Consider the following 18,229-nt stretch of genomic DNA (forward strand, 5'->3'; position numbering starts at 1 on the left):
CGGCTAGTCGACGATCGCCATCTCGCGCGGGGCGTTGTTCAGGCGGCGCCCGCCGTCCTCGGTGACGGTCACGATGTCCTCGATGCGGACGCCGAACCGGCCGGGCAGGTAGATGCCCGGCTCCACGGAGAAGCACATGCCGGGCAGGAGGGGCTGTTCCTCCCCCTCGATCATGTACGGGGGTTCGTGGGTGGTGACGCCGATGCCGTGGCCGGTGCGGTGGATGAACCGCTCGCCGTAGCCGAACTCGGTGATCACCGCGCGGGCGGCCCGGTCCACGTCCTGGCAGGCCGCTCCGGGGCGGACCGCGGCGAACCCGGCCTGCTGGGCCTCCCGGACGATGTCGTGGACGCGCTGTTCCTCCGGGGTGGGCTCGCCGACGTGGACGGTGCGGGAGATGTCGGAGCCGTAGCCGTGCTTGAGGCCGCCGAAGTCGAGGACGACCATGTCGCCGCGCTCGATGACGCGTTCGCCCGCCTCGTGGTGGGGGTTGGCGCCGTTGGGGCCGGAGCCGACGACGGTGAAGTCCACCTGGGAGTGGCCGTGGACGCGCAGCAGGTCGGCCAGGTCGGCGGCGACGTCGCTCTCGCGGCGGCCCGCGAAGGGGACGTGCAGGATCTGGGCGTAGGCGGCGTCGGCGGCTTCTCCGGCGGCGGCGAGGCGGGCCAGTTCCCGTTCGTCCTTGACGGCGCGCAGCATCGGCAGGGCGTCGGTGAGGGGGGTGTAGGAGGTGGTGGGCAGCTCCCCCTGGAGGCCGAGGAGGTGCAGGGCCCAGGTGTTGTCGCTGACGCCGAAGCGGCCGGTGACGTCGAGCAGGGGTGCGGTGATCCCGTACGGGTTCTTGCCGTCGGTCCAGTCGCGCAGGGTCAGGGCGCCCGCGCCGGGTGCCTTGGCCGCGTCGGGGGCCTCCAGGGCGGGGACGACGAGGACGGGGTCCTGGCCGGCGGCGAGGACGAGCAGGGTGAGCCGCTCGGTGTCGACGGGGCGGTATCCGGTCAGGTGGGTGAGGTCCGGCCCGGGGGCGATGAGCAGCCCGGCCAGTCCGGCGTCGGCGGCGCTCCGCGCGGCGGCGGCCATCCGGGCGGCGTAGTCGGCGGTGGTGAAGGGGGCGGTGTCGGCGTGGACCGGGTCAGGAGTCATACGGGGATCCTGCCGCGAGGCGGGCGGCGAGCGCAGCGGCCGCGCCGGACAAAGTGGCGGGCGCGAGCAGTTCCGTACGGTGCACCAGGCGCGGGGCGGCGAGCGGTACGCAGACCCCCGCGCCGGCCGCTTCGGCGACGCGGCGGGGCAGCAGGACGAGGCCGTGTCCGGCCGCTGCCAGGGCGCACAGGGCGCGCAGGTCGGTGCCCTCGTAGCGCAGGGCGCGCCGGGCGGCGGTGAGCGGCAGGCCCACGTCGGGGGCGTCGAGCCAGCGGGCGTCGGCGAGGTCGTCGAGGCGGACGGCGCCGCGGCCGGCGAAGGGGTGCCCGGCGGGGAGCAGCACGGCCAGCTCCTCCTCGCCGACCCCCGTCACCCGCAGCGGGGCCACGTCGGGCAGCCGGAGCGGATCGCTGGGGGCGGCCGGGCCGTCGACGAGGCCGAGGTCGCAGTCCCCGGCGGCGACGGCGGCGGGGACCGCGTCGGGGGGCATGACCCGCAGGGTGACGCCGGTGGCGGGCAGGGCGGCGAGCAGCCGGGGGCCGACGGCGAGCGGGGAGGCGGCGAGTGTGATCCGCCCGGGCGGTGCGGCGGCCAGCCGCAGGACATCGGCGCGGGCGGCGTCCAGCCTGAGCAGCAGCGGCCCGGCGTGTTCCAGCAGGCGTGCTCCGGCGGGGGTGGGGGCGACGGGGCGGCGGGTGAGCAGCTCGGTCCGCAGGTCGGCCTCCAGGGCGGCGATGTGCTGCGAGACGGCGGACTGGGTGTAGCCGAGTTCGCGGGCCGCGGCGGAGAAGGAGGAGAGGCGGGCCACGGCGACGAAGGTGCGGAGCAGGTGCGGATCCATGCTCCCAGGATGTCATCAGCGTTGCTTATCGAAGGTGCAGGAACAATCGTTGGCGCTGAAGTGGGGTCCGACCGCAGGATGATCCACATGACCACCACCACCGCCCCCGCAGCCGTCTCCCCCGTCCCCCCTGTCGCGCGGATCGCCCTCGTCGGCGACCGCTCCCCGCACGTGAAGTCCCACACCCGGATCCCGCTCCTGCTCCAGGCGCTGGAGGCGCGCGACGGGCTCGTCCTCGACGCCTGCTGGATCCCGACCGCGGAGGCGGAGGCCGAGGCGGCCGCCGGGACGCTGGCCCGCTTCGACGCCGTGTGGGTGCTGCCGGGCAGTCCGTACGCCAGCGAGGCCGGGGCGCTGGCCGCGATCCGGGTGGCCCGGGAGGAGGGCATCCCCTTCCTCGGCACCTGCGGCGGCTTCCAGCACGCCCTGCTGGAGTACGCGCGTGACGTCTGCGGGCTGCGGGACGTCGCGCACGCCGAGAACGACCCCGGGGCGGCGGACCTGCTGATCGCGCCGCTGGCCTGCTCACTGGTGGGGCACGAGGGGCTGGTCCTGGCGGAGCCGGGCTCGCTCGCCGAGTCCGCGCTGGGCGCCGAACGGTCGATGGAGCGCTACCACTGCAACTACGGCCCGGCCCCCCGGCACCTGCCGGCGCTGACCGGACACGGGCTGCGGCTGACCGGGCACGACGAGGACGGGCAGGTGCGGATCGTGGAGCTGCCCGGGCACCCCTTCTTCCTCGCCACCCTCTTCCAGCCGGAGCTCGCCGGGGACGGCAGCAGGCCGCACCCGGTGATCCGGGCGCTGGCCGAGGCCGCGGTGGCCCGCGCGGCCCTGCGCGCGGACAGCGTCACGGCCCGGCTCGCCGCGACCCTGGCCGGTACCCGGGCCGCCGGATAACCCGTCGCGGGAGCACCCCCGCGATCGGCTATGCTGTGCATGCACAACGAACGGGCGGTACGCCGCCCTTCGTGGTGGGTGTAGCTCAGCTGGTAGAGCACCTGGTTGTGGTCCAGGTGGCCGCGGGTTCAAGTCCCGTCACTCACCCTGTAGGTCCCGTGGGGGCCACGAGGAAATCCTCGTGGCCCCCACGGGCGTTTCCCCGCCGGTGGCAGACTCGGCCCATGTCCCACGCATCCGCCGGAGCGGCACCGTACGATCCCCTGCGCCCCTACGCACCCCTGTATCCCGATGTCGTCCGCGCGGGCTCCCTGCGCGGGGCGCTGCAGGCGGAGGCGGACCGGGCGGGGTACGGGCTCGTGATCGGGACCCACCGGGTGCCGTCCTGGCAGCTGGTGGCGGCGCGGGTCCGGGACGAGGACGGCGGCCGCCGGGCCAACGTGGCGATGGACGTCCGCCTGCGCAGCTTCCGCATCGGCTGCCGGGCCGACGACGCGGCCCGGACGCTCCGGGGCGGCACCGCCGACCCGGCCGACGCGGTCGGGGCACTGCACTCCTGGATACGGGGGGACCGGGTGGACGAACTCGCCGCCCGGTGGCCCTTCATGGTGGCCCGCGGCGAGGACCACGGGGGCGGGGGCGAGGACGCCGTCGCCGTGCGGTGGGCCCGGCTCCGCGACAGCGTCGCGTGGGGGCCGGACGGGGAGCTGCAGGCGCTCGTCGAGGCCGCCTTCGCCGAACCGCGGCTGCGGGCCCTGTCCCCGGGCACGAGCCTGAGCTGGCTCCGCTTCGGCCGCGGCCCCGTCCCTCCCCCGCGCCACGACCTGCCGATGGCCATGCCGGCCGGGGACGGCCGCTACCGGGTGCGGACGCCGGACGGCCGGGTGCGGGAGGCCGCCGGCACCGCCGGGGCCGTCGCGCTGCTCCTGTCCCTGCTGCCCGACGGCACCGCCGCCCCGCGGTAGCCGGGGCCGGCCGCGGCCGGCCGGTCAGGCGCGGAGGAAGGCCTCCACCTCCGTGGCGAAGGCCACCGGGGTCTCGTGCGGCGGGTAGTGGCCGGAGCCGGGGATCGTGACGATCCTGCAGTTCGGGTACCAGGCCTGCCAGGTCGCGCGCATCACCTCGGCGGTGAGGGCGAGGTCGTACTCCCCGACGAGGACGAGCACGGGCACGGTGTTGCCCTTGACGGCGGCGGACAGGTCGGCGGGCTGCCAGCTCGCGAGGTACGCCGCGAAGGCCTCGGGGCGGGAGACCGCGAGGGAGTGGGCCACCATCCGGTCCAGCCAGTGGCGGCTCGCGCGGTTGCCGGTGACCAGGTCGAGGATGGTCCGGCGCTTCTCGGGATCCTCGGCGGCGCCGTGGAAGAGGGCGTGGGTCTGGTCGTCCATCGCGTAGGGGGAGGCCGGGACCGGGGCGAGCCCGATCAGCTTCTCGATCCGCTCGGGGGCGCGGACCAGCACCTGCTGGACGGCCTTGCCGCCCATGGAGTGGCCGAGCAGGGAGAAGGTGTCCCAGCCGAGCTGATCGGCGAGTTCGAGGACGTCGTCGGCGATCTCGGGGAGGCTGTAGCGGCCGGCGACGTCCCGGCGCTCGCCGTAGCCCCGGTAGTCGAGGAAGGCGTACGAGAACCCCTCCGGGTCCAGGTGGTCCAGTACGGAACCCCAGTTCGCGGAGGTCCCGAACCAGTCGTGCAGCACGATGACGCGTAGGGGCCCGGTGCCGATCCTGCGGTGGGCGATGGCCATGCGTTCTCCCTCGGTGACGGGGTGGACGGAAACCGACGCCGTACGTTCTGCCCAGCGGGCCTACCATCACACCGTGACACCGACATCCGGCCGGGAGCCGCTGGTCATGGGGGACTTCTCGCGGCCCGACGGGGCCCGGCACCCCCACCACCCCCGTACGTACGAGATCCTCGACCCGGACGAGATCCGGGCGGTCACCGCCACCCGGCCGCACGCCGTCGCCGACCGGACCTTCGCCTGCATGTGCGGGGAGTCCTGGGAGGACCCGCACCTCACCGAGGAGGCCGTCCGGCTGCGCGACCCGCTGTCCCCCGACGGGATCCCCGCCCGGCACCGCGACCGGTGGGCCGGGGCGGCGCCCGTGGGCCTGCGGGAGTACGCGGGTGCGCTGGCCCGGGGCGAGGAGGACCCGGAGCGGCCGCGAGGCGTGCCGCTCGCGGTGGTGTTCGGCTGGCTGGGCGCCGTACGGGAGGAGCCGCGCGACGCGGCCTGGCTGCTGGCGGAGCGGGGCCCGGAGCGGCTGCTGGCCGGCGCGCCCACGGCGGAGCTGGCCTGGGCGGTGCGGGAGACGGACCGGGCGGGGCTGGAGGGGGCCGTGCGGTTCTTCGCCGGCGAGGGGTTCACCGGCCGGCACCCCAAGCACCGCCGCGTCGCGGACACGGCCCGGGACCTGCTGCTGCGGTACGCCCGCAGCCACCGCCCCGGCGACCTCGCGGTGCTGGAGCGGCGGCTGCTGCGTACCCCGGAGGACCGGGTCAGACGGTCTTGAGCGCCGGGTCGGAGATGCCCGGGGCGCCCGTTTCCACGTGGCCCGCGAAGCGGCGCAGGAAGGTGGCGTCGGTGTCGGAGACGACGCCGACGTCGTACCAGCGGCCCGTCGTGCGCAGGTCGACGGTGGTGGAGACGGTGGCACCGGGGTTGACCTTGAAGGTCTGGGGGGCGCCGCCGTAGGCGTTGGTCACGGTGAGGTTGACCGCCGCGGTGCCCCCGTTGGTCAGGGTGAGGGCGAGGTTGCCGGTGGCGTCCACGTGGCGGGCCGTGACCTCGGGGCCGGCCTTCTTCGCGGGGCCCTTCCAGGTGCGCAGGAAGCCGTTGGGGCCCCAGACCGTGAGGTCGATCTTGTTGCCGGTGGAGCTGCTGGTGCTCCAGGTGTCCGAGAGGGTCTTGCCCGCCTCGACCGTGTAGGGCCAGGGGCCGTCCGTACGGTTGCCCGAGGTGCTGTGGAAGTGGGCGCCGAGGGAGGGGCCGGAGGAGAAGGTCAGGGTGAACTTGCCGGTGGACACGGTGGCCTTGCCGTCCACGTACGGGCTGTAGCCGAGCGCGCGGGTCGGCTTGGAGCCGGCCTCCTGCTTCGGCAGGGTGCCCGTCGCCGGCGGGACCGGGTGGTAGGACGGGTGGGCGTTGTGGTCCGGCGGGAGGTAGCCGGCCGTGGACGGGAGCGCCGCCGGGGAGGCGTCCGCCTGGCTGAAGTCGAACGCCGAGGTCAGGTCGCCGCAGACCGCGCGGCGCCACGGCGAGATGTTGGGCTCCTGCACCCCGAAGCGCTTCTCCATGAAGCGGATCACCGAGGTGTGGTCGAAGGTCTCGGAGCAGACGTAGCCGCCCTTGCTCCACGGGGAGACGACGATCATCGGGACGCGGGGGCCGAGCCCGTAGGGGCCGGCCGCGTAGCCGGCGCTCCCGGCGTAGAGGTCGCGGGTGACGTCCGCCGTGGACAGGCCCCAGGCCGAGGACGCGGGCGGGTACGGCGGCACGACGTGGTCGAAGAAGCCGTCGTTCTCGTCGTAGGTGATGAAGAAGGCGGTCTTCGCCCACACCGCCGGGTTCGCGGTCAGCGCGTCCAGGACCTGGGAGATGTACCAGGCGCCGAAGTTGACGGGCCAGTTCGGGTGCTCGCTGAAGGCCTCGGGCGCGGCGATCCAGGAGACCTGCGGCAGGGTGCCGCCCACGACGTCGGCGCGCAGCTTGTCGAAGTAGCCCTCGCCCGCCTTGGCGTTGGTGCCCGTACGCGCCTTCTCGTACAGGGCGCTGCCGGGCTGGGCGTTGCGGTAGCTGTTGAAGTAGAGGAGCGAGTTGTCGCCGTAGTTGCCGCGGAAGGCGTCGCTGATCCAGCCCCAGCCACCGGCGGCGTTCAGGCCGTCGCCGATGTCCTGGTAGATCTTCCAGGAGACCCCGGCGGCCTCCAGGCGCTCGGGGTACGTCTTCCAGCCGTAGCCCGCTTCCTGGTTGCCGAGGACCGGTCCGCCGCCGGTGCCGTCGTTGCCCGTGTGTCCCGTCCACATGTAGTAGCGGTTGGGGTCGGTGGCTCCGATGAAGGAGCAGTGGTAGGCGTCGCAGACCGTGAAGGCGTCGGCGAGGGCGTAGTGGAACGGGATGTCGTTCCGTGTCATGTACGCCATGGTCGTGGTCGTCTTGGCGGGGACCCACTTGTCGTACTTGCCGTTGTTGTAGGCCTGGTGGCCGCCGGCCCAGTCGTGGTTGAGGCCCTCGACGAACTGCATGCCCAGATCGTTGACCTGCGGGTGGAAGGGGAGGACGTCCTTCGTGCCGTTGGACTGGTAGAAGACCGACTTGCCGTTGTCCTGGAGGACGGGCCTCGGGTCGCCGAAGCCGCGGACGCCCTTCATCGAGCCGAAGTACTGGTCGAAGGACCGGTTCTCCTGCATCAGCACGACGATGTGCTCGATGTCCTGGATGGTTCCGGTGGTGCCCTGCGCGGGGATGGCGGCGGCCCGCGCGATGCTCTCGTTGAGCATCGTGGCGGCGGCGGTTCCGCCCGCGATCTGGAGGAACCGGCGTCGGTTGAGTTCAGCCATGGGTGACGACCTCTGGGGGTGAGGGAGGGGAGTCGAGGGGCGCCCCAAGGACAGCGGCCCCGGGGTACCGCACGGAGATCCCCGGCTGACGGGGGGCGGTACAGCGGGCGAACGGAAGGCCCTGCGGAGCGCTGTGCGGAAAGGCTGCCGTGCGCGGCGTTCGTCTGGTGGAATGACCTCCTCGACACTGCACGGGGGGCGCAGAGCGTATGGCGGGGACCGAGTACGGCCGTTCCGCCGCTCCGCCGTGCGCCGCGTCGTCGGCACGGTACGGGGAACCACGGGCCGCGCAACAGACCCGGGAGTCAGGGGAGTCGTCACGGGAGTCGGCGATTTCGGGTAGGCACCCGGTCCGGGCGGGGGCGGGCGCGTGAACCTTCCGCAGCTCCACTACGCCTGGGCCCCGCCCGGACCCGAGGGTTCCGGGTTCCGCTTCACGGCGGTCACCGACGGCGTGCCGGGCGCGCTGTTGCGCGAGGCGGAACGGCTCGTGGCGTACGAGGCGCCGGAACCGGGCGGGGAGGTTCCGCAGGCGCTGAGCCTGAGCCTGCTCTCCGACGGCAGCCGGCTGCTGGCCCGTGCGGCGTACACCGGCGGCGACGGGACGGGCTTCCACGCGCACGCCGTGCACCTGCCGCAGCGGGCCGGTTCCGGCCCGGTCCGCGGGGCCCTGCCGATCACCTCCTGGGGCTCGCCGCAGTGGGCGTCGCGGACCCCGCCCGGCGGCCCTCCGCCGCCGCTCGGCGCGGTGCCCGTCCCCGGGCGGCACGACCCGGCCGCGCTGGCGGAGTTCGTGGCCGCGCGGGAAGCGTGGCTGGCGCCGTTCTTCGCCGATGTGCGGCGGCTCGTGGAGGAGCCGGGCGCGCCGCGGATCGTGCTGGTGGAGCCGGACAGCGCGGCCGTGGCCCGCTGGGTCATGCTCGCCTGCAGCGTGCTGCCGCACCAGCGCGGGCAGTGGCTGACCTTCACCACGTACACCGCCCGGCCGGGACTCGCCCCGCAGGGCCTCGTCGGCGTCCTGCCCGGGGAACGGACGGCCGCCGCCCTGGCCACCCTGGAAGAGGGGTGCCGGATCTACGAGCCGGGGCGCGGGGCCGCGCCCGGGGCCGGGACCGGTGGGGACGTCTTCGACGTGTGGGCGTCGACGGCGGCGCGGATCTGGCTGGCGCGGCGGCCGGAACTGTTCGCGGAGGTACGGCTGCTGCCCGGGGGGCCGTACGAGGCCGGCCCGCTGGCCGCGCTCGCGCTCGGGGCCGGGATCGCGCTGGACGCGGCGGGCCGGGCCGCGGCCGGGGCGTGGACGGCCGCGCACCCGGACCCGGCGCCCGACCGGCTGCGGGTGGCGCTCACCGACCCCGACCGGGAACCGGAGGCGCTGGCCGGGCTCTTGCGGGAGGCCGCGCGGCAGGGGACGGACACCACCGGGGAGCTGCCCGAGGTGGCGCGCAGGGTGGCGTTCGCGCTGTTCGGCGATCCGGGCCGGGCCTACGGGGCGCAGACGCGGGCCGGGCTCGACGAGCTGCCGGTGCTGCGGGCCCTCGTGCTCGACCGGCTGGACGCGCTCGCGGCGGGCGATCCGGCCGCCGGGCTCGCGCTGTTCGCGCGGACGGGGCTGCGGCTGGGGGCGGCGGAGGCCCTGCCGCACCTGCGGATGTGCGCGGCGGCGGAGGCGGTCGTACGGGAGGCCCCGGACGGGGCCGTGGCACTGGACGCGCTGCTGCGGGTCTGCGGGGTCTCCCCGTACGCGGAGCCACTGGTCCTGCGGACCGCGGTACGGCTGGTGTGGGGCGGGCGGCGGCCGGCCCCGGACGAGGCCGGGCTGGTCCTGGCCACCATGGGGGCGGCGGTCCACCGGGAGGCGGGCACCTGGGAACTGTTCGCCCCGACGACGACCCCGGCCGACGACCGGGCGGAACCCGGCGCCCCACCGGCCCCGGCCGACGACCGGGCGGAACCCGGCGCCCCGGCGCAGGCGGCCCCCGTACGGCAGCCCCCGCCCGCCACCCCCACGCAGTCGGCGGAAGCGGAAGCCCCCGACGAACAGGGACCAGCGCGCACCGGCACAAGGGCGACATCGGGTACCGGAGCGGCGCCCGGGACCGAGACTGGACCCACGCCCGGGGCGGCGCCCGAGGTCGGGGTCGGGGCGCGGGCAGGTGGGGATGGGGTGGGCGGCGGAGTTGTCGGGGTTGCCGTGGGGCTGCTGGGTGAGGGGTGGGGGGAGGGGGCCCTGCGGGTGTTGTTCGAGAGGGAGGACGCCGCGTTGCTGGCCGCCTATCGGGAGGCCGCGCGGGGCGAGGAGGTGACGGAGCGGCTGCGGAGTTCGCCGCGCTACCTCGCGGACTGCTTCGCCGTCTGGTCCGCCCACCCGCAGGCCGGTCCGCTGTGGCGGGAGGCCCGTACCGATCTGCTGGAGGAGGTGCTCCGGCCGGTCGTACGGGAACTGCCGCCCGAGCACCTCGCGGAGGCCGAGCGGGAGCTGGCCCGGCTCGGCCGCAGCCGGGCGGAGGAGTTCCGGGCCTGGCTGCGGCCGGGGCCGGGGGCCCGGCTGCGGGGGCTGTTCGGGCGCCGCCCGGCCCGGTGACGGCGCGCCTCAGCCGCCAGCGCCGCAGCGCCCGGCCCCGGCCCCGGCGCCACAGCCGGGCGGGCACCTTGAACAGGGCGGGGAGGAACTCCCCGGTGGCGAGGCGCCACAGGGACCACCGGTGGCCGAAGGGGTCCTGCCGGTTTTCTGCCGCCGGGGCGGAGGGCGGGCGTCCTACTCAGCGCGCACCCCCGCGTACTTGAGCATCCGTACTCAGGCCGGGGCCGGTCCGGCCCGTCATCGTGAGGGCATGTTCATTCAGCAGCCTGACCCGCGGCCGCGCGCCGGGATAACCGCCGTCGGCGCCCTGTTGCCCGAGGACGTCCTGTCCTCCGACGACCTCCAGCGGGAGGTGACCCGGCGCAGCGGCATCGCGCTCCCGCCCCGGACGCTGGAGCGGGCGACCGGGATCCGGACGCGGCGGATCGCGGCCGAGGGGGTGTTCGCCTCGACGCTCGCGGTGGGCGCGGCCCGCCGGGCGCTGGACTCCGCGGGACTCACCCCGCTCGACGTGGACCTGCTGGTCTTCGCCTCGGCTTCGCGGGACATGGTCGAGCCGGCCACCGCGCACATCGTGCAGGCCGCGCTCGGGTCGCGGGCGCACGCCGTGGACGTCACCAACGCCTGCAACAGCTTCGTCAACGGCATCGACCTCGCCCGGAGCATGGTCCTGGCGGGGCGGGCCCGCCGGGCGCTGGTGGTCACCGGGGAGACCCCGAGCCGCGCGGTGCGCACCGACCCGGCCGACTTCGCCGAGTTCCGCAGCGGGTTCGCCGGGTACACCTTCGGCGACGCGGGGGCGGCCGTCGTGGTGGAGGCGGTGGAGCGCGGCGGGATCCTGGACGTGGACACCGAGACGCACTCGGAGCACTGGGAGGTCGGGGGCATCCCGGGCGGCGGGTCGCGGCACCCGCGCGGGGACGCGTACACGTACTTCCGGGGGGACGGGCGGGAGCTGCGCGGGGTCTTCGAGAAGGTGGGCACCGCGGTCATCGACCGCACGCTGCACCGGACGGGGCTGGACTGGGACGGCTTCGCGAAGGTGCTGGTGCACCAGGTGACGGTGCCGTACCTGGAGCGGTTCGCGGAGCTGACCGGGGTGCCCGGCGAGAAGCTGGTGGTGACGGTGCCGGAACTGGGCAACGTGGCCAGCGCGAGCATCGGGGTGCAGCTGGACCGGGTCTTCGGCGGGCTCGGAGCCGGGGAGCGGGTGCTGTTCGTGGGCCTGGGGGGCGGCGTCAGCATCATGACGATGGTCTGGGAGAAGTCGTGAGCGCGCCGATGTGGGTGGTGGTGCCCGCGTACGAGGAGGAGGCGCGGCTGGCCTCGACGCTGGCGGCGCTGGCGGCGCAGCGGGACCGGGAGTTCACCCTGCTGGTGGTCGACAACGCCTCCACGGACGGTACGGCCGCGATCGCGCGGGAGTTCGCGCGGCGGGCGCCGTTCCCGGTGGAGGTGATCGAGGAGCCGGAGAAGGGGGTCGGTTCGGCCGTGGACACCGGGTTCCGGTACGCGATCGCGCGCGGGGCGGCCCTGCTGGCCCGGACGGACGCCGACTGCCTGCCCCGGCCGGGCTGGACGGGTGCCGCGCGGGCGGCGCTGCTGGAGCGTCCGGGTCTGGTGTGCGGGCGGGTCACCGCGCGCCGTGACGAGCACGGGCCGCTGGGGCGGGCCGGTTTCGCGGGTCTGGTGGCGGTGGCCGCGCTGTTCGGGCGGCTGCGGCCGCAGCACTCCCGGCGGGGCGGGTTCAAGGCCCCGTACCGGATGCACGCGGGGAACAACATGGCCATCACCGCGGAGCTGTACCTGGCGGTCGGCGGGATGCCCCGGCGGCCCTCGCCGACGGACCGGCTGTTCCTGAACGCGGTGCGCCGCCACACGGACCGGATCACCCGCTGCCGGGGGATGGTCGTGGAGAACTCGACGCGCCGACTGCGGGCGTACGGGCTCGCCGGGACCGCCCGCTGGTACCTGGACCAGGGCAGCGGCACGCACGGAACGGACCCGCGCTGATGCTGGACCGACTGGAACACGCGCTGCGCGCCCGGCCCGAGCGGCCCGCCGTGCTGTCCGCGACCCGTACGGGGGCCACCCGGGTGCGCGCCACCCGCGGTGAGCTCGCCGAGCTGGCGCAGGCGTACGCCGCCGCCCTGCACGCGCGCGGGCTGCGGCCCGGGGACACCGTGGGGGTGGCGGTGCGGCCGGGGCCGCGTGCGCTGGCGGTGCTGCTCGCGCTGTGGCGGCTGGGGCTGCGCGGCGCCGTGCTGGACCCCGGGGCCGGGGCGGAGGTGCTGCGGGCCCGGCTGGCGCTGGCCCGGCCCGCGCTGGTGCTCGCCGACGCCGCCGCGCAGGCGGTCGCCGGATGGGCCCGGACGCCGGCCCGGCGGGCCCGGCTGGAACTGCCGGAGCTGGCCGGGCTGGGGCCGGTGGCCACGGTCGGCCCCCGGCTGCCGGGCTGCGCGCCCGCGCTGGGGACGGGAGCGCCGCGCACCGGCGTGCCGGTGTACGGGGGCACCGACGCCGCCGACGCGGTGATCGTCTTCACCTCGGGGACCACCTCGCGCCCCCGGGCCGTGGTGCACAGCCGGGCCGGGCTGGCCGCCGGGATGGACACGGTGGCCTCGCTGTTCACGGCGGGCCCGGCGTCCGGCGGGCACGACGCGGAGCCGGTGCTGGGGGGCACCTTCTTCGTGCTGGTGCCCTCCCTGACGCGCGGGGCGCCGGTCGCCCTGCCGGCCCGCTCCCCCGCCGTGCTGGCCCGCCAGCTGCGCCGGCTGCGGCCCCGCGACACCTATCTGACCCCGCCTCAGCTGAGGGACGCGCTGGGGGCGGGCGCCCGGTTCGGCGGCCGGGTGTGGACGGGGTCGGCTCCGGCGAGCGCCGCACTGCTGGACCGGGTCCGGGCGGCGGGCGCGGACCAGGCGTGGGGGGTGTACGCGTTGACCGAACTGTTCCCGGCGGCCGCGGTGGAGTCCCGGGAGAAGGCGGCCTTCACCGGGCCGGGGGACCTGGTCGGCGCCCCGCTGCCCGGGGTGCGGGCGGCGGTGGACGGGGACGGGCAGCTGCTGCTGGCCGGGCCCGCGGCCCGGGACCGCTACCTCGGGGAGGAGCCCGATCCGTGGGTGCGCACGGGTGACCGGGCGCGGCTGGACGGAGCGGGCCGGATCGTGCTGGAGGGCCGCTGCAAGGACATGGTGCTGCGCAGGGCGGAGAACATCTACCCGGGCCTGTACGAGCCGGGGCTGCACGTGCCCGGGGTCGAGCTGGGCGTGCTCGTCGGCGTCCCGGCGGGCGACGGGGACGAGCGGCTGGTGGCGGTGGTGCAGCCGCAGCGCGGAGTCCCCGAACCGGCGCTGCGGGCCGCGCTGTCGGACCCGCTGCGCCGGATGGGCACGGCCCGGCCGGACGCGCTGCTGTTCGCACGGATCCCGCTGTCGGGGCGCTCGCGCAAGCCGGACCGGGCGGCGGCGTCGGCGCTGGCGGCGGGGCTCCTCGCGGCGGGGCACGGGGGCCCGGCATGAGCACGGCGCAGGGGCGGGGCGGGCCCGCGGCCGGGGTCCGGGAACCGGGCGCGCCCGACCTGTGGGTGGTGGTCCCCGCCTACAACGAGGCCGCTTCGCTGCCGGGCACGCTGGCCGCGCTCGCCGCGCAGGAGGACACGGCGTTCGCGCTGGTGGTCGTGGACAACGCCTCCACCGACGCGACGGCCGAGGTGGTACGGGAGTTCGCGCGTTCGGCGCCCTTCCCCGTCGAGCTGGTGCACGAGCCCGAGCCGGGGGCCGGGACCGCCGCCGACACCGGATTCCGGTACGCCGTACGGGCCGGGGCGCGCCTGTTGCTGCGTACGGACGCGGACTGTCTGCCGGCCCGGGACTGGACGGCCGTGGCCCGGTCGGAGTTCGGGCGCGGCGCCGAGCTGCTGTGCGGGCGGAGCGTCCCGCGCCCCGACGAGCGGCCCACCTTCGCCGAGGCGCGGCTGCTGCCCGCGCTGGTCCGGCTGTCCGCGCTGTACGGGCGCTACCGGGCCGCGCACCGCGGTCCCCGGTTCCGGGCCCCGTACGTGCTGTGCCACGGCCACAACCTCGGCATCACCGCCGCGCTGTACGTGCGCTGCGGCGGGACCCCGCGGGAGCGGCTGGAGGAGGGGTCGGAGGACGTCACCCTGCTCAACCGGGCGCGCGAGCACAGCGGGCGCATGGTGCGCGCCCGGCACCTGGTGGTGCGGAGCAGCCTGCGACGGCTGCGTTCCTGGGGTGCCCGGCGCACCCTGCTCTGGTACTGGGACCGGCGATACCGGCCCGTCGACACGGAAGAGGTCCACGTCCGGTGAGTGCTGTGAACGACCGCGCGAAGGCCCGGCGCCGGGACCGCAGGGTCTACCTGCGCGGCCATCCCCTGCTGTTCGGGCTGCTCGCGGCCACGCGCGGGCGGGCAGTGCGCCGGCTCGGCGGGACGCTGCTGGTGCACGGCGAGGAGGCGTACCGGGAGGCGCTGACCCGGCTGCCGCTGGACCGGACGGCGGCCGGGACCACGGGCGGCGCCGCGCGCTCGGCGCTGGGCGGCGGGGCCGGGGGCGTGCTGTTCGACCAGGAGGGCGGCGGGCACCGGGCGGACCGGCGGGCCCTCGCGGAGCGGCTGGGGACGGCCGGGGTGGCGCGGCTGCGCCGGGAGTGGGGGCCCTCGCTGGTACGGGGGCTCGCGCCGCTGTCGCGGGGCGGCGAGGTGGACGTGGTGGAGCTGGCACGGGAGCTGGCCGGGTCGGTGGTGTGCGGGCTGCTGGAGGTGCGGGGCGATCCGCGGGTGCTCGCGGAGGCCGCCGCACGGGCCGCGGCGGCCTCGGTGCGCGGCCATCTGCCGGGTCCGAAGCGGCCCGGGGCGCGGGCGGAGGCGGCCCGGGCGGCGGATCGGCTGCGGCTGCTGCTGGGGGGCGGGGAGGATGCGCTGCCCGCGATGGTGGCGGTGGCGGCGGTGAACACCACGGTGGCGGCGCTGCCGCGGGCGGTCGCCTGGTGCGCGGACGCGGGGCTGTGGGAGCAGGCGGCCGACGCGGAGCTGCGGCCGCGGCTGGTGGAGGAGCTGCTGCGGGTGACGGCGGCCTCGCCGGTGCTGCCCCGGGTCGCGGCGGCGGCGGGGACGGTCGGGGGCTGCCCGGTGCGGGCCGGGGACCGTCTGGTCCTGGTGGCCCGGCACGCGGCGGGGGCGCACCTACGGGACCCGGACGGGCGGGATCCGGCGGGGCCGGGCGTGGCGCGGCTGGTGTTCGGGGCGGGGCCGCACGCCTGTCCCGGGGCCCGGCTGGCGGAGGTGCTGCTGGGTGACGTACTGGAGGCGCTGGCCCCGTACCGGCCGGTGGTGACCGGGGCCCGGGTGGACCGGCGGGCGGCGTTGCCGGGGTGGCGTTCGCTGACGGTGGGGGCGGGCGCGTGAGGCCGCGCGTGGCGGTGACGGGGGCGAGCGGTTTCTGCGGCGGCTGGGTGGCCCGGGCGGCGGCCGCCGCCGGGGCTTCGGTGGTGTGCGTGGGGCGGCGGCCGGGGCCGGTGGGGGAACACCGGTTCTGGGACGCGGCGCGTACGGAGCCGGACCTGGCCGGGGCCGATGTCGTGGTGCACTGCGCGGCTGCCGTCGGCGACCCCGCGCCGGGTTCCCGTGCGGAGGCCGTGATGCGGGCGGTGAACGTGGACGGCACGGCGCGGCTGCTGCGGGCGGCGGCGGGGCGGCCGGTGGTGTGGGTGAGCAGCGCCAGCGTGTACGACCCGCGCCGGGGGCGGGGGCTGGTCGCCGAGGACCATCCGCGCCGGGGCCAGCTGAACGCCTACGGCCGGACCAAGGCGGCGGGTGAGGCGCTGGCCCTGGCCGGGGGTGCGGTGGTGCTGCGGCCGAGGGCGGTGTACGGGCCGGGCGACACCCAGCTGCTGCCCCGGCTGCTGTCCCGGGTCCGGGCGGGGACGCTGCTGCTGCCGGGTCCGGACGTGCGGCTGAGCCTGACGGCGGTGGAGAACCTGGCGGACGCCTGCCTGGCGGCGGCCGGCTGGCCTCCGGGCGCCTACAACGTGGCGGACGCGCGGCCGTACGGCCGGGACGCGGCCGTCGGCGCGGTGCTGCGGGCCCACGGGGTGCGGGCCCGGATCCGGCACCTGCCGCTCCCGCTGGCCCGGACGGCGGCCGGGGCGGCGGAGGCGGTGTCCCGGCTGACCGGTTCCGAGCCGGCCCTGAGCCGCTACGCGGTGGACCAGCTGTCCCAGCCGGTGGTGCTGGACCTGACCAGGGCCCTCGCCCGGGGCTGGTCCCCGGCCCGCACCCTGGCGGACCACCTCACGGCCCTCTCCGGCTGAACCGCCCGCCCCCCGGGTGCGCGTGCGGCCGGGGGCGGGCGGAGCCGGGGCTCAGCCCTCGGTCGGGGTGAGCTTCAGGGAGATGCTGTTGATGCAGTACCGCTGGTCGGTGGGGGTCGGGTAGCCCTCGCCGTCGAAGACGTGTCCCAGGTGGGAGCCGCAGGTCGCGCAGCGGACCTCGGTGCGGACCATGCCGTGCGAGGTGTCGGCGATCAGCTCGACGGCCTCGCTGTCCTTCGGGTCGAAGAAGGAGGGCCAGCCGCAGTGCGAGTCGAACTTCTCCGTGGAGCGGAAGAGTTCGGCGCCGCAGCCGCGGCAGGAGTAGACGCCCTCCGTCTTGGTGTCGGTGTACTCACCGCGGAAGGCCGGTTCGGTGCCCGCGAGGCGCAGCACCTGGTACTCGGACGGGGTCAGCTCGGCCTGCCACTGCTCGTCCGTCTTCTGGACCTCGTACGCCATGACGTTCCCGCTCCTCAGCTCGACAGCCGGGCGAGGATCCGGGGTCCCAGATCGGTGACGTCGCCCGCGCCCATGGTCAGAACGAGATCACCGGGCTTGGCCATTCCCGCGATCACGTCGGCGACGGCCTCCTTGGAGTGCTCGGCGGTGACGTCGGCGCCGGTGGCGCGGGCCGCGGCGATGATGATCTCGCTGGTGACGCCGGGGATCGGGTCCTCGCGGGCCGGGTAGATGTCGAGGACCAGGGAGGCGTCGGCCAGCGCGAGGGCCTGGCCCATCTCCTTGCCCAGTTCCTGGGTGCGGGAGAAGAGGTGGGGCTGGAAGACGACCAGGATCCGGGAGTCCCCGGCGGCGCCTCGGATGGCCTCCAGGTCGGCGTTCATCTCGGTCGGGTGGTGCGCGTAGGAGTCGATGACCTGTACGCCGGCCGCCTCGCCCTTGAGCTGGAGGCGGCGCTTGACGCCGGTGTACTTGCCGAGGGCGGAGGCCAGGTTGTGCGCGGGGATGCCGAGGGCGACGCCGGCGGCGAGGGCCGCGACGGCGTTGTGCGCGTAGTGGCGGCCGGGCACCGAGACGGTGAAGGTGAGCATCCGGTCCTGGAGCAGGACGGTGACCTCGCTGGTCAGGCCGCGCGGGGTGATCTTGGTGATGCGGACGTCGGCGCCCTCCTCCTCGCCGTACGTGACGACGGTGAGGCCCTGCGTGCCCGCGACGCGACGGGCGATCTCGGCGGCGCCCTCCTGGGCGTGGGCGACGACCAGGGTGCCACCGGGGACGATCTTGGAGACGAAGGTCTCGAAGGACGCGTAGATCTCCTCCATCGACGCGTAGTTCGCGTGGTGGTCGAGCTCCGCGTTGAGGATGATCGCGACCTCGGGCGCGTACTTGTGGAAGCTGCGGTCGCTCTCGTCCGCCTCGGCCACGAAGATGTCGCCCTCGCCGTGGTGGGCGTTGGAGCCGGGGGCGTCCAGGTCGCCGCCGATGGCGTAGGAGGGGTCCAGGCCCAGCGCCGAGAGGGAGACCGCCAGCATCGAGGTGGTGGTGGTCTTGCCGTGCGTGCCGGCGACGGCGATGGGGCGCAGGCCGTCCATCAGCGAGGCGAGGGCGTCCGAGCGGTGCACGACGGGGATGCCCAGCTCGGCGGCGCGGGCCAGCTCCGGGTTGTCGGAGCGGATGGCGCTGGAGACGACCACGCAGGTGGTGTCGTCGGCGAGGTGGCCGGCGGCGTGCCCGATGTGGACCGTGGCGCCGTGGGCGCGCAGCGCCCCGGCGGTCTCGGAGTCACGGGAGTCGCTGCCGGCCACCTGCGCGCCGCGCTGCGCGAGGATCTTCGCGATGCCGGACATGCCGGCGCCGCCGATGCCGATGAAGTGGGGCCGTTCCATCGCGGTCGGCAGGCCGGGCTTCATTCA

General features: G+C 76.1%; 16 protein-coding genes and 1 tRNA gene. 11 read left to right on the top strand and 6 right to left on the bottom strand.

What is annotated here, in order from left to right:
- Positions 1-3 precede the first annotated feature (3 nt).
- Both SLAV_RS09595 and SLAV_RS09600 read right to left on the bottom strand, forming a co-directional pair.
- Positions 4-1,140, bottom strand: coding sequence for an aminopeptidase P family protein (locus SLAV_RS09595; protein WP_030234677.1), 1,137 nt, complete (start codon positions 1,138-1,140; stop codon positions 4-6).
- Positions 1,130-1,981 (bottom strand): LysR family transcriptional regulator, encoded by an 852-nt coding sequence (locus SLAV_RS09600; protein ID WP_030234680.1) that lies wholly within the window; start codon positions 1,979-1,981, stop codon positions 1,130-1,132. Before SLAV_RS09600 ends, SLAV_RS09595 begins: the two co-directional genes overlap by 11 nt.
- Positions 1,982-2,068: 87 nt before the next feature.
- On the opposite strand from SLAV_RS09600, the gene SLAV_RS09605 reads away from it, so the two are divergent.
- The 3 genes from SLAV_RS09605 (at position 2,069) to SLAV_RS09615 (ending at position 3,846) form a co-directional block, all read left to right on the top strand.
- On the top strand, positions 2,069-2,881 hold the full coding sequence (locus SLAV_RS09605) for a CTP synthase C-terminal region-related (seleno)protein (RefSeq protein WP_051841189.1): 813 nt from the start codon (positions 2,069-2,071) through the stop codon (positions 2,879-2,881).
- A 74-nt stretch (positions 2,882-2,955) separates the two neighbouring features.
- Positions 2,956-3,028: transfer RNA gene (locus SLAV_RS09610), tRNA-His, on the top strand.
- Positions 3,029-3,105: 77 nt separating this feature from the next.
- The gene (locus SLAV_RS09615; protein WP_030234684.1) at positions 3,106-3,846 is read left to right on the top strand and encodes a DUF6193 family natural product biosynthesis protein; all 741 of its coding nucleotides are present in this window, start codon (positions 3,106-3,108) and stop codon (positions 3,844-3,846) included.
- Between the two features lie 24 nt (positions 3,847-3,870).
- Here SLAV_RS09615 and SLAV_RS09620 read toward each other — a convergent pair whose 3' ends face one another.
- Entirely contained in the window at positions 3,871-4,626 is a 756-nt protein-coding gene (locus SLAV_RS09620; RefSeq protein WP_030234687.1) for an alpha/beta fold hydrolase, read from the bottom strand.
- Positions 4,627-4,699: 73 nt separating this feature from the next.
- On the opposite strand from SLAV_RS09620, the gene SLAV_RS09625 reads away from it, so the two are divergent.
- A complete protein-coding gene (locus tag SLAV_RS09625; RefSeq protein WP_158740763.1) occupies positions 4,700-5,395 on the top strand; it encodes a hypothetical protein in 696 nt (231 codons plus the stop codon).
- Here SLAV_RS09625 and SLAV_RS09630 read toward each other — a convergent pair.
- Positions 5,382-7,442, bottom strand: a complete 2,061-nt coding sequence (locus tag SLAV_RS09630; protein WP_030234691.1) for a phosphocholine-specific phospholipase C — start codon at positions 7,440-7,442, stop codon at positions 5,382-5,384. The genes SLAV_RS09625 and SLAV_RS09630 overlap by 14 nt on opposite strands.
- A gap of 370 nt (positions 7,443-7,812) precedes the next feature.
- Here SLAV_RS09630 and SLAV_RS09635 point away from each other — a divergent pair, with 370 nt between their 5' ends.
- The 7 genes from SLAV_RS09635 (at position 7,813) to SLAV_RS09665 (ending at position 16,358) form a co-directional block, all read left to right on the top strand.
- Positions 7,813-10,026: a GTPase-associated protein 1-related protein gene (locus SLAV_RS09635; protein ID WP_037687853.1), complete on the top strand. Its 2,214-nt coding sequence runs from the start codon at positions 7,813-7,815 to the stop codon at positions 10,024-10,026.
- A gap of 250 nt (positions 10,027-10,276) precedes the next feature.
- Positions 10,277-11,299 carry a 3-oxoacyl-ACP synthase III family protein gene (locus SLAV_RS09640; protein ID WP_030234694.1) on the top strand — a complete coding sequence of 341 codons (1,023 nt, stop codon included), beginning with the start codon at positions 10,277-10,279 and terminating at the stop codon, positions 11,297-11,299.
- Entirely contained in the window at positions 11,296-12,039 is a 744-nt protein-coding gene (locus SLAV_RS09645) for a glycosyltransferase family 2 protein (protein ID WP_263459225.1), read from the top strand. The genes SLAV_RS09640 and SLAV_RS09645 overlap by 4 nt, the downstream gene beginning before the upstream one ends.
- Positions 12,039-13,547, top strand: coding sequence for an AMP-binding protein (locus SLAV_RS09650; protein WP_037687854.1), 1,509 nt, complete (start codon positions 12,039-12,041; stop codon positions 13,545-13,547). Before SLAV_RS09645 ends, SLAV_RS09650 begins: the two co-directional genes overlap by 1 nt.
- Entirely contained in the window at positions 13,544-14,356 is an 813-nt protein-coding gene (locus SLAV_RS09655) for a glycosyltransferase family 2 protein (protein ID WP_078950486.1), read from the top strand. The genes SLAV_RS09650 and SLAV_RS09655 overlap by 4 nt, the downstream gene beginning before the upstream one ends.
- Complete coding sequence (locus SLAV_RS09660; protein ID WP_078950487.1) at positions 14,353-15,453, top strand: cytochrome P450 family protein; 1,101 nt, start codon at positions 14,353-14,355, stop codon at positions 15,451-15,453. Before SLAV_RS09655 ends, SLAV_RS09660 begins: the two co-directional genes overlap by 4 nt.
- Positions 15,450-16,358, top strand: a complete 909-nt coding sequence (locus SLAV_RS09665; protein ID WP_030234706.1) for an NAD-dependent epimerase/dehydratase family protein — start codon at positions 15,450-15,452, stop codon at positions 16,356-16,358. Before SLAV_RS09660 ends, SLAV_RS09665 begins: the two co-directional genes overlap by 4 nt.
- Before the next feature lie 51 nt (positions 16,359-16,409).
- On the opposite strand, the gene msrB is transcribed toward SLAV_RS09665, so the two are convergent.
- Together msrB and murC are read right to left on the bottom strand one after the other, a co-directional pair.
- Entirely contained in the window at positions 16,410-16,817 is a 408-nt protein-coding gene (msrB, locus tag SLAV_RS09670; protein ID WP_030234708.1) for a peptide-methionine (R)-S-oxide reductase MsrB, read from the bottom strand.
- A 14-nt stretch (positions 16,818-16,831) separates the two neighbouring features.
- Positions 16,832-18,226, bottom strand: coding sequence for a UDP-N-acetylmuramate--L-alanine ligase (gene murC / locus SLAV_RS09675; protein ID WP_030234711.1), 1,395 nt, complete (start codon positions 18,224-18,226; stop codon positions 16,832-16,834).
- Positions 18,227-18,229: the final 3 nt, after the last annotated feature.

It is taken from the genome of Streptomyces lavendulae subsp. lavendulae (assembly GCF_002803845.1).
Lineage (GTDB): Bacteria > Actinomycetota > Actinomycetes > Streptomycetales > Streptomycetaceae > Streptomyces > Streptomyces lavendulae.